Origin of the sequence: Methylophaga sp. UBA2012 (assembly GCF_002335235.1) — a bacterium.
Taxonomy (GTDB): domain Bacteria; phylum Pseudomonadota; class Gammaproteobacteria; order Nitrosococcales; family Methylophagaceae; genus Methylophaga; species Methylophaga thalassica.
This window is the reverse complement of record NZ_DDCG01000017.1, coordinates 13,016-26,895: the sequence shown is the minus strand read 5'-3', so window position 1 is coordinate 26,895 and position 13,880 is coordinate 13,016. Positions and strand designations below refer to the sequence as shown.

The following is a 13,880-nucleotide window of genomic DNA, read 5'->3' as shown; positions in this document are numbered from 1 at the left end:
TGCATTAGATTGAACCCAACACGCAATATCTAATTCACGCTTTCTCGGGGTTATCAATGGAGCTGATTTTACACAACATTCATGCTGACTCGGTTGAGTTGGCATTAGAAAAAGCTCGCCAATATCGTTCTTTAAATGAGCCTGAGATTGCCGAAAGCATTTGCTTGGATATTTTGCACATCGAGCCTGATAATCAAAAAGCCATTGTTTTGTACATTCTGGCTTTGAGTGATCAATTGCATCATGCAGGTAAAAAGACGCAAGTGAAATCGATTGAAGAAGCCATTGAAAAGTTACAAAGCCGCTATCAGCAATTTTATTATACCGGGCTGCTTCACGAGCGGCGTGCACGCTTTATGCTGACTCAGAGTATGGCGAGAGTGTTCGCTTATGACTATTTTATAGAAGCTTTACAGTTTTATCAGAAGGCGGAAAAGATAAGGCCGGAACATAACGACGAAGCCACACTTCGCTGGAACAGCTGTATCCGTACCATTGAAAAAGAAAACCTGAAACCTCGTCCTGACAGTAAGGATGCCAGATTGGATATGGAAAGCTGAGCATGACGTTATTACAGATTCAAAAACGCACGATGACTATAGCAGGAACGGTATTAAGCGTTTATCTCCTGTTTCATATGTTATCCAATCTCAGCTTCTTTTTTGGCGATAGCTTTAATCAGTTTTATCAGATTTACAATTCAGCCTGGATACGTTGGCCTGTGTTAGCCATCGTTCTATTCTGTTTGTGGATTCATGTTCGGGCAGCAGTAAACATACGCCGGAAAAACAATCAGGCTAGGCAGGTTGGCTATAAAAAACATGACAAATTTTATATCCCGGCAGCACTGGTTACGCTGAGTATCATCTTATTATTCTTATTTATTGTTATTCATATTATTCAATCTTTATATGTGAATCCGGATGATGTCAGAAGCTCAGTAATGAGTTGGTTTAGTTCTGTAATAATCACGCTGTTTTATCTGACTGGTGTGTTTATATTGGTTATGCACTTACAGCACTCCTTGATTAATGTTCTCCAAACCTTAGGAATTTCAGCAAAAATGCACCATATCGCTATTCATTCGACCATAGCGTTTTTGGGAGTAGGGTTTGTTTCTATTCCTGTTTATGTATGGTTAATGTCATGAGTGAGTTTGAGTTAGATAGCCACGCGCCAAAAGGGCCATTACAGGATAGATGGAAACAGCATAAATATAATTCTCGTGTTGTCAGTCCGGCGAATCGTAAAAAATATACAGTGATTGTTGTTGGAACTGGGTTGGCTGGCGCTTCTGCTTCTGCTTCATTAGGCGAAATGGGCTTTAATGTAAAAACCTTTTGTTTTCAGGATAGTCCGCGCCGAGCTCACAGTATTGCTGCCCAAGGTGGTATTAATGCGGCCAAAAATTATCAGAATGATGGAGACAGTGTCTGGCGTTTGTTTTACGACACGATTAAAGGTGGCGATTTCAGAGCTAGAGAATCTAACGTTTTCCGTCTGGCTGAATTAAGCACCGCCATTATCGATCAGGCAGTGGCACAAGGCGTACCTTTTGCCCGCGAATATTCGGGATATCTGGCAAACCGTTCGTTTGGTGGTGCTCAGGTGTCGCGGACGTTCTATGCCAGAGGACAAACCGGGCAACAACTGTTACTGGGTGCCTATCAGGCCATGAGCAGACAGATTGCCGAAGGTACAATTACCCATCAGTCTCGCTGTGAAATGCAGGAGCTGATCATGGATGGTGACAGAGCCGTTGGCATTATCACTCGTGATCTGGTTACCGGCGAATTAGAAAGCCATATTGCTGATTGTGTGGTGTTATGCACGGGTGGTTACAGCAACGCTTTTTATCTGTCGACCAATGCCAAAGGCTGTAATACCTCGGCTATTTGGCGTGCCCATAAAAAAGGGGCTTTATTTGCCAATCCCTGTTTTACCCAGATTCATCCCACCTGTATTCCACAGCATGGTGAATTACAGTCAAAACTGACATTAATGAGTGAATCTCTGCGTAATGATGGCCGTGTATGGGCGCCTAAAAATAAAGCCGATTGTGATAAACGGCCTGAAGATATTCCAGAACAAGATCGTGATTATTTTCTGGAACGCATGTACCCGTCATTTGGTAATTTGGTACCGCGCGATATTGCGTCACGCGCCGTCAAGCTCATCTGTGATGAGGGCCGTGGTGTCGGTTTTGAAATTGAAGGCAAAAAACTGGGTGTCTACCTGGACTTTGCTCAGGCAATCAAAAAACAGGGATTAGCTGCGGTTGAAGAAAAATATGGCAATTTGTTTGAGATGTATCAGCGAATAACCGCTGAAAATCCGTATGAAACCCCAATGCGGATTTATCCTGCTGTGCATTACACCATGGGCGGCTTGTGGGTTGACTATAATCTGATGACAACCATCGATGGCTTGTTTGCCGGAGGCGAAGCGAATTTTTCAGATCACGGCGCCAATAGATTGGGCGCCAGTGCATTAATGCAAGGGCTGGCCGACGGCTATTTTATTTTGCCTACGACCGTAGCGGATTTTTTAGCCAAGCATAAGCCTGTTAAATCAGAAAATTATTCAATGCAGATTGATGAAGCCATGTCGTCAGCCAAAAGCCGAATTGATAGCTTAATGAATGCACCTGAACCATCTGTTACCCCCGATGAGTTTCATCGTCAATTGGGACAGATTCTCTGGCATGCCTGTGGTATGGCAAGGACAAAATCATCACTTGAACAAGCCCTTAAGGAAATACAAACGCTGCGCCAGCAGTTTTGGCGGAAAGTAAAAATTTCTGGTTCTGAAGGCGGCTTAAACCAAACCTTAGAACGCGCAGGACGTGTTGCCGACTTTTTTGAATTGACGGAATTGATGTGTATTGATGCACTGGACAGGGAAGAATCCTGTGGCTGTCATGCACGCGAAGAGCATCTGACAGAAGAGGGTGAGGCCAAACGAAACGATATGGATTATTCCTACGTGGCGGCCTGGCAGTATAGTGGTGATATCAGCCACCCAACACTTTATCGTGAATATCTGCATTTTGATTTCGTTCGACCCAGCATAAGAAATTACCAATGATTTTTAAACTGAATATCTGGCGGCAATCTGGACCCGATAAAAAGGGTGATTTCGAGACATATGAAATTGAGGCGAGTGAAGATTCTTCATTTCTGGAGATGATGGATGCTCTGAATGAAAAGTTGATTCTTCAAGGGGATGACCCGATTGCTTTTGACTTCGACTGTCGTGAGGGGATTTGTGGCTCATGTAATCTGGTTATCAATGGCACACCGCATGGTAAACAACGGGCAACGACCACCTGTCAGCAGTACATGCGTGACTACAAAGATGAAAAAGAATTATGGATAGAGCCATGGCGAGCCAGCGCTTTCCCGATTATCAAAGATCTTATCGTTGATAGAAGTGCCTTTGATCGTATTATCCAGGCGGGCGGATACATCCCCATCCGCACTGGTTCGGCCTGTGAAGCAAATACTTTACCCATAGATAAACAGGTTGCAGATGATGCATTTGATGCGGCGACTTGTATCGGCTGTGGTGCCTGTGTCGCTGTCTGTCCAAATGCCTCAGCTACATTATTTGTTGCAGCAAAAATCTCCCACCTATCGGTCCTCCCACAAGGAGGTATGGATAAACAGCGACCAGCTAAATTACTAAAAGCCATGGAAGATGAAGGTTTTGGTAGTTGCAGTAACTATCGTGAGTGCGAAAGCGTTTGCCCGAAAGAAATCAAAGTCAGCGCGATTACCACCATGAATCGCCTTCTTTACCAAAATCGTTGATGCATTCTACGGAGTGTTATCATCCCTCACTAGAGAAAACGAATGGTTACCATCGGATGACAGAAGAGCAAAGTAAAGCAGGATTATCGGAATCTATTACTGTGGGCTGGCGCGAGTGGTTGAGCCTGCCGCAACTTGGTCTCACCAGAATCAAAGCAAAAGTGGACACCGGAGCAAGGACCTCAGCTATCCATGCCTTTTCAGTTGAAGAGTTTGAGCAGGATAAGCAACTCTGGGTTCGATTTGGCGTGCATCCTAATCAGGGAGACAATGACACTATCAAATGGTGTGAAGCCTTAGTCATTGATCAGCGCAATGTGACGGATTCGGGGGGGCATACGGAAAAGCGTTATGTGATTCAGACTGAGCTATCACTGGGGCAAAAGCAATGGCCTATAGAAGTCACTCTGACAAACCGCGATAATATGCTGTTTAGAATGCTGTTAGGTCGAACCGCCATGACTGCCGGCAATCTTATTGTCAATCCTGCCATGTCATTTATGACTGGCCAAAGTGTTCAGGAGCATGATGAACAGCCTGTTAAAGAATTTTTTGATGGAGAAAGTTGATGAAAATCGCCGTTCTTTCTCGTAACCCCAAGTTATATTCAACCCGTCGTCTGGTTGAGGCCGCAGAGGCTCGTGGTCATGAAGTACATGTATTAGATGTGCTTCGCTGCTATATGAACATTACTTCATTAAAACCAGAAGTTCACTACAAAGGTGAAATTCTGACAGGTTATGATGCGGTCATTCCGCGGATTGGCGCTTCTGTCACTTTTTACGGTACTGCTGTGCTGCGTCAGTTTGAAATGATGAATGTGTATCCGCTCAATGAGTCAGTGGCTATTAGCCGCTCACGAGATAAACTACGTGCGCTGCAATTGCTATCCCGAAAAGGGATTGGTCTGCCAGTGACCGGATTTGCACACCGACCGGATGATGTTGATGACTTAATCAAAATGGTGGGCGGTGCACCTTTAGTTATTAAGCTGCTGGAGGGAACGCAAGGTATCGGTGTTGTTTTAGCAGAAACAGAACAAGCGGCAGAGAGTGTTATTGAGGCCTTTATGGGAATGAAGGCCAATATTCTGGTTCAAGAATTTATCAAAGAAGCAGGCGGTGCCGATATTCGCTGTTTTGTGGTGGGGGATAAAGTGGTCGCCTCAATGAAACGTCAGGGAAAAGAAGGCGAGTTTCGCTCTAATCTACATCGTGGTGGTAGCGCTAATTTAATCCGTATTTCTCCCCTAGAGCGAGCAACCGCAGTTCGTGCCGCAAAAACGATGGGGTTGAATGTCTGTGGTGTTGATTTATTGCGTTCAAATCACGGTCCGGTTGTAATGGAGGTGAATTCATCACCAGGCCTGGAAGGCATTGAAAATGCCACCGGTAAAGATATTGCCAGCATGATTATTGACTTTATCGAGAGAAATGCACGTTCAGGCAAAACAAAAACGCGGGGCAGGGGCTAAACATGTCCGATGTGCTGGTGCTGGCTGGTGAAGAAGTCAGATTAGGACAAAGTAAGATTATTGATGTGCCTTTGCCTGATCTCTACATGCAAACAGCATTGAGTATGCCGGTACATGTCATTCGTGGACGTCGTAAAGGGCCTATCCTGTTTGTTTCAGCCGCGGTACATGGTGATGAAATCAATGGTGTTGAGATCATTCGCCGTTTGGTGAAAAGTAAAAGTCTTAAAGGTCTGAAAGGTACAATAATCGCCATCCCCGTTGTCAATGTGTATGGTTTTTTAAATCAGTCTCGTTATTTACCAGACAGACGTGATCTCAATCGTTGTTTTCCTGGTTCGGATGAAGGTTCACTTGCTGCCAGATTAGCGGATTCTTTTATGAAGGAAGTCGTCAGTCAGTGTACCCATGGTATTGATCTGCACACGGCTGCCATCCATCGCGATAATTTACCGCAGATACGCGCTGATTTATCCAATCCTGATGTTGAAATGATGGCCCATGCTTTTGATGCGCCGGTGGTGGTGAACTCCAGTTTGATTCAGGGGTCATTACGTTATGCCGCTGCGGCTTATGATGTGCCGGTTATCGTTTATGAGGCTGGTGAAGCCTTACGTTTTAACGAAATGGCTATTCGTGCAGGTGTTAAAGGCGTGTTAGCCGTGATGCGTCACATTGGGATGCTAGCCATCACAAGACAAAAAAAGCGTCCTCACGAACCCTTTGTAGCACGCAGTAGTGTTTGGGTCAGAGCACCTGAAAGTGGTATTTTCAGAATGCTGGTGCCTATGGGGGCCAGTGTCAATAAAGGCGATCTACTAGGCATGGTGGCCGCACCCTATGGTAAGGGAGATTCGGAAACTGAGGTGCTGGCAAGCAGTTCTGGTATCGTCATTGGTCGCACAAATATCCCTTTGGTCAATGAAGGGGAAGCCTTGTTTCATATCGCAAGGTTTAATAAACCGGACGAAGTCGCTGATAGTCTGCTGGCTTTTCATACGGACTTGGATCCAGCGACAGACACTGCAGTGCCTGATGAATTACCCATAATTTGAGCCGATGTCACTGTGGTGTCATCTCGGTAATGTAATAATTGAAATAATTCTTTGCTTTTTCACTGCAAACTAGTGAAAATCGCGCCCTTTAACTAACCAAGACGGGAATAATCGTCAATGCAGAAAACGCCTTTTCCTCCTATCGATAACGAGCTGGATTTAAGTACTGAATGGAGTGCTGAACATAGTGCTCGCTTATATGGTGTCAGGGACTGGGGAAGCGACTACTTTGATGTGTCAGAAGATGGTAATGCTGTCGTCACCGTGCAGTTTGGTGAGAAAACCATACAGGTACCTATCATTGACATCGTCAATGGCATGCGTGAGCGTGGACTGGATATGCCAGCTGTGTTACGCATTGAAAATCTGCTCGATCAGCGCATCACTCAACTTAATGAAGCATTCTCACGGGCGATTGATGAAGCAGGTTATAAAAATCATTACCGTGGCGTATTTCCTATCAAAGTTAATCAGCAGTGTCATGTTATTGAAGAGATTGCTGACTACGGCAGTCGTTACCATCATGGTCTGGAAGCGGGCAGTAAAGCGGAATTAATTATTGCTCTGTCACAGCTACGTGATCATGACAGTCTGATTGTCTGTAATGGCTACAAAGATGAAGAATTTATCGATCTTGGTCTTTATGCTCGTCAAATGGGAATCAAGTGCTTCTTTGTGCTGGAAACCGCCATGGAGCTGGACATTATTCTTGAGCGTAGCCGTGCTCTGGGTGTTGATCCCTTAATTGGCGTGCGTATTCGTCTGGCTTCTATGGTGGAAGGTCACTGGAATGAAGACAGTGGCGATCGCTCGATCTTCGGTTTATCTACCAGTGCTCTATTAGGCGTGGTTGATAAGCTTAAACAAACCAACATGCTGCACTGTTTACAATTGCTTCATAGCCATCTGGGATCTCAAATTCCTAATATCCGTAATATCCGTACTGGTGTGATGGAAGCCTGTCGATTTTACGCTGGCCTTATCGAAGAAGGCGCTCCAATGGGATATATCGATATGGGCGGTGGTTTGGCTGTTGACTATGAGGGGGCCAGAAGTAACAGCACGCATAGTATGAACTATGGTTTGGACGAATATTGTTACAACATTGTAGAAGCCTTACAGGAAAGTCTGGACCCATTGGATATCCCACACCCAGTGATTATTTCTGAGTCTGGTCGTGCGCTGGTGGCCTATTCTTCAATGTTATTATTCAATGTGCTTGAAGTACGTGAGCATAAAGCTGAACCGATCCCTGCCGAAGCCCCAGAAGATAGTCATGACCACATTATCAATCTATTTAGTGTGCTTGAGTACGTCAGTCCGGAAAATTTGCAGGAGTGTTATAACGACGCTTTGTACTACCGTGATGAAATGCGTGAATTATTTCACCATGGACAAGCGACCATTCGTGAACGAGCATTAGCAGAAAACCTGGCACTCGCTATTCTGGAAAAGATTTCTAATCTGCTGCCACAGGCAAGACGCGTGTCTCAGGAGCTGGAAGCATTACCCGAATTGCTGTCTGATATTTACTATGGCAATTTCAGTCTATTCCAGTCATTACCGGATATCTGGGCCATTGATCAGCTTTTCCCGATCATGCCAATCCATCGATTAAACGAAGCGCCGGTTAGAGATGCAGTTTTAGCGGATATGACCTGTGACTGTGACGGTAAGATCGATAACTTCATCTCACCAACCGGAGTGAAAAAAACACTACCGCTGCATGAACTGAAACATGGTGAGGAATATTATTTAAGTGTTTTCCTGGTCGGTGCGTATCAGGAAACCTTGGGTGACTTACACAATCTGTTTGGTGATACCAATGTCGTCAGTGTGCATATCAATGAGGAAGGTGGTTTTGATTTCCGTCGTGAGTTCCATGGTGACAGCATCGCCGACGTATTAAGCTACGTTGAGTACGATCCTAAACACATGTTAGAACAATTCCGTCGCATTGCTGAAGAAGCGGTGCGTGATGGACGAATTTCGGTGCCGATGCGCCAACAAATGTTGCATGCTTTTAAAGAAAGTATGCATGGCTATACTTTTTTTGAACGTTAATTGAGACGAGTTAAAGGAATTCAGCAATGTCTAAAGTCCTGATTATTGGTGCCGGCGGTGTCGGTGGCGTAGTCACACATAAATGTGCACAGTTACCAGAAGTATTCTCTGAAATTGTTTTGGCAAGCCGAACAGAAGAAAAATGCAAAGCTATCGCTGCCCAATTGGATCGCCCGATTAAAACAGCGAAAGTGGATGCAGACAATGTCGCTGAGTTAACGGCATTGCTTGAACAGGAAAAACCTGACTTAGTGATTAATGTCGCTTTGCCATACCAGGATCTGACCATCATGGATGCGTGTCTGGCAGCGGGTGTGGATTATCTTGACACAGCCAACTATGAACCTTTGGATACTGCCAAGTTTGAATATAAATGGCAGTGGGCTTATCAGGATAAGTTTAAAGAGGCTGGTTTAACAGCATTGCTGGGAAGTGGTTTTGATCCCGGTGCAACCAATGTCTTCACCGCCTATATTGCTAAACATTATTTTGATGAAATCCATGAACTGGACATTATCGATGTCAATGGTGGTGATCACGGTTATCCGTTTGCAACCAACTTTAACCCGGAAATTAATATCCGCGAAGTGACTGCTGAATGTCGTCATTGGGAAAATGGTGAGTTTGTTGAAACACCTGCTATGTCGAAAAAAGCGACATTTACCTGCCCTGAAGAAGTCGGTACCTACAATATCTATCGTATGTATCATGAAGAGCTGGAATCATTAACTAAAAACTTCCCGACCTTAAAACGTGCTCAGTTCTGGATGAGTTTTGGTGACAGTTATCTGAAACATCTGGAAGTGTTGGGTAATGTCGGCATGACTGGCATTGAACCGATTGATTATAACGGCCAGAAAATCGTACCGATTCAATTTTTGAAAGCCTTATTACCTGACCCATCTACCTTAGGTCCACGAACTAAAGGTAAAACATGTATTGGTTGCGTGGTAAAAGGTATTAAAGACGGCAAAGAAAAAATTGTTTACCTCTATAACATCAAAGATCATCAGGATTGTTATCAGGAAGTGCAATCTCAGGCGATTTCTTACACCACAGGTGTACCTGCCATGATTGGTGCCAAAATGATGTTAGAAGGCAAATGGAAACAACCTGGTGTTTGGAATATCGAACAGTTTGATCCCGATCCATTTATGGAAGACATGAATAAATATGGCTTGCCATGGAATGTGATTGAGCTCGATAACTTTAATCTGGACGACTAATCTCGATGCAGTTTACTGATTTTGGCAAACTGGATTTATCCCGTTTGCCATCACCTTGTTTTGTGGTTGATGAAGTTGCCGTTGAGCGTAATTTACGCATTTTGCATGATGTCGCAGTGGCCAGTGGCGCGAAAGTATTAGGTGCTTTAAAAGCCTTTTCAATGTGGTCACTAGGCGATTTAACCCGCCAATATCTCAATGGCACCTGTGCCAGTGGTTTGCATGAAGCTCGCCTGGGGTATGAAGAATATGGTGGTGAAGTGCATGTGTTTGCTGCAGCGTTTAGTCAGGCAGATATTGATGAGCTGTTAACATTTGCGAATCACATTGTGTTTAATTCATGCAGCCAGTGGTTGCGGTTTAGAGATCAATGTCTGGCCGTTCAAAAACAGCGTCCTGATCTGGAGTTTGGTTTACGAATCAACCCTGAACATTCAGAAGGTGCTGTGCCTATTTATGATCCATGTTCGCCAGGATCACGTTTGGGCATAACTTTATCGCAGTTGGATGAGAGCGCACTGGAAGGCATTAGTGGGCTGCATTTTCATACGCTGTGTGAGCAAGGATTTGAGCCTCTACAACGCACGGTCGCTGCTGTTGAATCAAAGTTTGGTCATATCCTGCCACAAATGAAATGGGTCAACTTTGGTGGTGGTCATCATATTACCGCTGAAGGTTATGATATTAACGGGCTGGTGGAATTAATTCAGGCATTTCAAACACGCCATCAGGTGCAAGTGTATCTTGAACCGGGTGAAGCAATGGCCATCGGTACAGGTATTCTGAGCTGTGAAGTATTAGATATTACCTGGAATAAACTGAATCAAGCCATTCTTGATACATCAGCCACATGCCATATGCCGGATACCCTGGAAATGCCATATCGCCCCGATATTCGTGGTGCTGGTGAAGCAGATGAGTTTGAATATACCTATCGTTTAGGTGGATTAACCTGTCTGGCCGGTGATGTGATTGATGATTACAGCTTTAAAACACCCCTCGAAGTCGGTCAGCGGCTGATTTTTGAAGATATGGCGCATTACACCATGGTCAAAACCACCACATTTAATGGCACAAAATTACCAGCCATTGCGTTGTGGAACTCAGAAACCGATGCCTTACGCATTGTGAAAGAGTTCGGCTATGACGACTTTAAACACAGATTATCTTGAGTTGATACAAATGGAAGATTATCCAATTTTTCTTGGTTCAGAAATTGAACAGCCAGAACCCGAACAAGCGCTATTTCATGTGTTACCTGTGCCGTATGAGAAAAGTGTGTCATATGGTGGCGGTACAGCTTTGGGTCCTAACGCTATTTTGCAGGCTTCATGGCAGTTAGAAGAGTGGGATGGCAAGAGCAAACCCTGTGACGAGGGAATTTATACGTGTGAGCCGGTGGATTGTAGTGTTGCGCCACAACAAGTGATCGACAATATCGCTAAAGCAACAGCTGATATCGTAAAGAACGGTGGAATGCCGGTTGTGTTGGGCGGTGAACACACAGTCACGTATGGCGTAATAAAAGGCTTGCGTGATGCTGGTATAGAGGATTTTGGCATTGTGCAGATCGATGCACATGCCGATTTACGTCATGCCTACGAAGGTGACTTTCTGAGCCATGCCTCAGTGATGAAACGTGCTGTGGATATGGGTATTCCACTTTATCAGCTGGGTATTCGCGCTTACTGTGAAGAAGAAATGGCCTTCCGCGAAGAATTTGGCGTGTTATATCAGGATGCCGACGAGTTAGTGCCTAATCGGATTCAGTCCATCGAGCTACCTGACGATTTTCCACAAAAAGTGTTTTTTACACTGGATATTGATGGCATGGACCCTTCCGTTTTTCCATCAACTGGCACACCAGTGCCTGGTGGCCTTGATTGGTATCAGACACTCAACTTATTTGAGTCGGTTGCAAAACAGCGCGAAATCATTGGTTTTGACATTATGGAATTTGCCCCTATTGAGGGTTTCCATGCCTATGATTTTTCTGCTTCTTTGCTGACCTATAAATTGATGGGTATCGTGCAAAGAAATCGTCATTAATTAATAGGGCTTGTGCGCGACTCAAAAAACGAATGAATCAGATAGCCTGGTTATAGGCTAAGGATATGAGGCAATTAACAAATTAAGTCTTTTCCTCATTCCATGAAACAGATAAAATTCGGCCTTTTTCTAATCTTTGGGATTTTTTCATCATGAATCAAGCTACAGTAAAACTGTTGGAAGACTACTACAATGCATTTAACCGCGGCGACATGGATGCATTTCTTAATATGCTGACAGACGATGTCATTCATGATGTAAACCAAGGTGGTCGCGAAATCGGTAAAGAAGCATTCAAAAAATTCATGGATCGTATGAATGCTCACTATAAAGAAAATATCGTTGATATTTCGATCACAACCAATGATGCTGGTGACCGTGCTGCGGTTGAATTCACTGTATTAGGTGAATACTTGTCAACTGATGAAGGTTTACCAGAAGCCGCAGGTCAAACATATCGTTTACCAGCAGGTGCATTCTTTGTGATTCGTGATGGTAAAGTCGCTCGTATTACTAACTACTACAACTTAGAAGACTGGATCGCCCAAGTCGCAGGCTAAGAGGTGTGCGATGTTAAGACTGGAAAGACTGTCTGGCGATAAACTCAATCAATACATTCCGGAGCTCGCCGAGCTCCGGATTCGTGTTTTTCGTGACTTCCCTTATCTTTATGATGGGGATCTGACTTACGAAGAAAAATATCTTAAGACATATATCGAAGCGCCTGACAGTGTCATTGTATTGGCCTTTGACGGTGAGCATGTTGTTGGTGCGTCTACTGGCATCCCACTCAAATACGAAACAGACGAAGTCAAAGCCCCATTTATCGCTGCTGGTTATGATATCGATAAGATCTTTTATTGTGGTGAATCGGTATTACTGTCTCAGTACCGTGGACAAGGTGCCGGTGTTGCGTTTTTTGATGAACGCGAAGCGCATGCGCATGAAGTCGGTGGATTTGAATACAGCTGTTTTTGTGGTGTTCAACGTCCAGAGGATCATCCACAGCGACCCGCTGACTATCAGCCATTAGATAATTTCTGGCGTAAACGCGGTTATGAAAAACACCCTGAACTCAATACCACATTCAGCTGGAAAGAAGTTGGGGAGACAATTGAATCGCCTAAGCCAATGACTTTCTGGATGAAAAAAATTTAAATCTCTTTAGCGTCTGGCTTTTAACACTCAAGCGACGTTATACCTAATTCTCTGGAACATGAATGAGCAAAGTAAAAGCGGCAGTTGCCCAATATGATATTGGCTTTTTCGCGCAATGGTTTGAATTTGAAGATAAATTAACACAATGGGTAAGCCAGGCAGCTAATAATGGCGCTAAGTTACTGGTTTTCCCTGAGTATGGCAGTATGGAACTGGCTTCCCTGTTTGGTGAGTCGGTTTATAAAGATTTGGGAAAACAACTGCATTCCATGCAAGAAGTCTATGCCGATTATGAGGCACTTTATGCTCAGTTAGCCAAGCAGTTTGATGTGATGATATTGGCCAGTTCTTTCCCTGTACTGCAGTCTGATGGTAGCTTCCGTAACCGCGCTAATCTGTATGGTGTTGATGGTCTTATTGACTATCAGGACAAACTCATCATGACACGGTTTGAAAATGAACAATGGTTAATTCATGCCGGACAAGACATTAAAGTTATCGATACAGATATTGGTCGCCTTGCTATCAATATTTGTTATGACAGTGAATTTCCGTTAATCGCGCATCAGCAAGTTCAGGCTGGCGCGGATGTGGTACTGGTACCGAGCTGTACTGACACTCAAGCGGGTTTTTATCGTGTCAGAATCGGTTGCCAGGCACGTGCGCTTGAAAACCAGTGTTATGTATTACAATCACCGACATTTGGTGAAGCATTGTGGTCAGAAGCCGTCGATGTGAATACAGGACGTGCCAGCATCTACACACCCGTAGATTATGGCTTCCCAGATAATGGTATTCTGGCTGAAGGTTCTGCGGATACTGCACAGTGGGTCTATGCCGATTTGGATTTGAATGAGATTGCCCGTGTACGTCAGCAGGGACAGGTATTTAATTATCGTGATTGGCCCTTGCAAAATGAACTACGTGGCCCCAGATTAGATTGATATTAAACGCCGTCTTAAAGATGGCGTTTTTTTTAGATAGCCGTTTTAGCCAAACCTTCAGATTTAGCGTCTGGCATGCCAATAAAAATAGAATAGAT

14 protein-coding genes are annotated in these 13,880 nt (G+C 44.3%); all 14 read left to right on the top strand.

Going from position 1 to position 13,880, the window contains the following annotated elements; translation table 11 throughout:
• Positions 1-56 precede the first annotated feature (56 nt).
• The 14 genes from B2248_RS12480 to B2248_RS12415 all read left to right on the top strand — a co-directional run bounded on the left by B2248_RS12480 (position 57) and on the right by B2248_RS12415 (position 13,782).
• Entirely contained in the window at positions 57-560 is a 504-nt protein-coding gene (locus tag B2248_RS12480) for a hypothetical protein (protein ID WP_273180784.1), read from the top strand.
• A gap of 2 nt (positions 561-562) precedes the next feature.
• Positions 563-1,150: a succinate dehydrogenase gene (locus B2248_RS12475; RefSeq protein WP_273180782.1), complete on the top strand. Its 588-nt coding sequence runs from the start codon at positions 563-565 to the stop codon at positions 1,148-1,150.
• The gene (locus B2248_RS12470; protein ID WP_273180781.1) at positions 1,147-3,087 is read left to right on the top strand and encodes a fumarate reductase/succinate dehydrogenase flavoprotein subunit; all 1,941 of its coding nucleotides are present in this window, start codon (positions 1,147-1,149) and stop codon (positions 3,085-3,087) included. Before B2248_RS12475 ends, B2248_RS12470 begins: the two co-directional genes overlap by 4 nt.
• Positions 3,084-3,812: a succinate dehydrogenase/fumarate reductase iron-sulfur subunit gene (locus B2248_RS12465; RefSeq protein WP_273180780.1), complete on the top strand. Its 729-nt coding sequence runs from the start codon at positions 3,084-3,086 to the stop codon at positions 3,810-3,812. The genes B2248_RS12470 and B2248_RS12465 overlap by 4 nt, the downstream gene beginning before the upstream one ends.
• 56 nt (positions 3,813-3,868) lie before the next feature.
• A complete protein-coding gene (locus B2248_RS12460; protein ID WP_273180779.1) occupies positions 3,869-4,381 on the top strand; it encodes an ATP-dependent zinc protease in 513 nt (170 codons plus the stop codon).
• Positions 4,381-5,286, top strand: coding sequence for a 30S ribosomal protein S6--L-glutamate ligase (rimK, locus tag B2248_RS12455; protein WP_007144828.1), 906 nt, complete (start codon positions 4,381-4,383; stop codon positions 5,284-5,286). The genes B2248_RS12460 and rimK overlap by 1 nt, the downstream gene beginning before the upstream one ends.
• Before the next feature lie 2 nt (positions 5,287-5,288).
• Positions 5,289-6,341, top strand: coding sequence for a succinylglutamate desuccinylase/aspartoacylase family protein (locus tag B2248_RS12450; protein WP_273180776.1), 1,053 nt, complete (start codon positions 5,289-5,291; stop codon positions 6,339-6,341).
• Positions 6,342-6,458: 117 nt separating this feature from the next.
• Entirely contained in the window at positions 6,459-8,405 is a 1,947-nt protein-coding gene (gene speA / locus B2248_RS12445; protein ID WP_273180773.1) for a biosynthetic arginine decarboxylase, read from the top strand.
• Between the two features lie 26 nt (positions 8,406-8,431).
• Positions 8,432-9,631 carry a saccharopine dehydrogenase family protein gene (locus B2248_RS12440; RefSeq protein WP_273180771.1) on the top strand — a complete coding sequence of 400 codons (1,200 nt, stop codon included), beginning with the start codon at positions 8,432-8,434 and terminating at the stop codon, positions 9,629-9,631.
• 5 nt (positions 9,632-9,636) lie between these two features.
• Positions 9,637-10,803, top strand: coding sequence for a carboxynorspermidine decarboxylase (gene nspC / locus B2248_RS12435; protein ID WP_273180768.1), 1,167 nt, complete (start codon positions 9,637-9,639; stop codon positions 10,801-10,803).
• The gene (speB, locus tag B2248_RS12430) at positions 10,775-11,680 is read left to right on the top strand and encodes an agmatinase (RefSeq protein ID WP_273180766.1); all 906 of its coding nucleotides are present in this window, start codon (positions 10,775-10,777) and stop codon (positions 11,678-11,680) included. Before nspC ends, speB begins: the two co-directional genes overlap by 29 nt.
• Positions 11,681-11,832: 152 nt before the next feature.
• Complete coding sequence (locus tag B2248_RS12425; protein WP_007144834.1) at positions 11,833-12,240, top strand: ketosteroid isomerase-related protein; 408 nt, start codon at positions 11,833-11,835, stop codon at positions 12,238-12,240.
• A 10-nt stretch (positions 12,241-12,250) separates the two neighbouring features.
• Positions 12,251-12,838, top strand: coding sequence for a GNAT family N-acetyltransferase (locus tag B2248_RS12420; RefSeq protein WP_273180765.1), 588 nt, complete (start codon positions 12,251-12,253; stop codon positions 12,836-12,838).
• A 62-nt stretch (positions 12,839-12,900) separates the two neighbouring features.
• Positions 12,901-13,782: a carbon-nitrogen hydrolase family protein gene (locus B2248_RS12415; protein ID WP_273180763.1), complete on the top strand. Its 882-nt coding sequence runs from the start codon at positions 12,901-12,903 to the stop codon at positions 13,780-13,782.
• Positions 13,783-13,880: the final 98 nt, after the last annotated feature.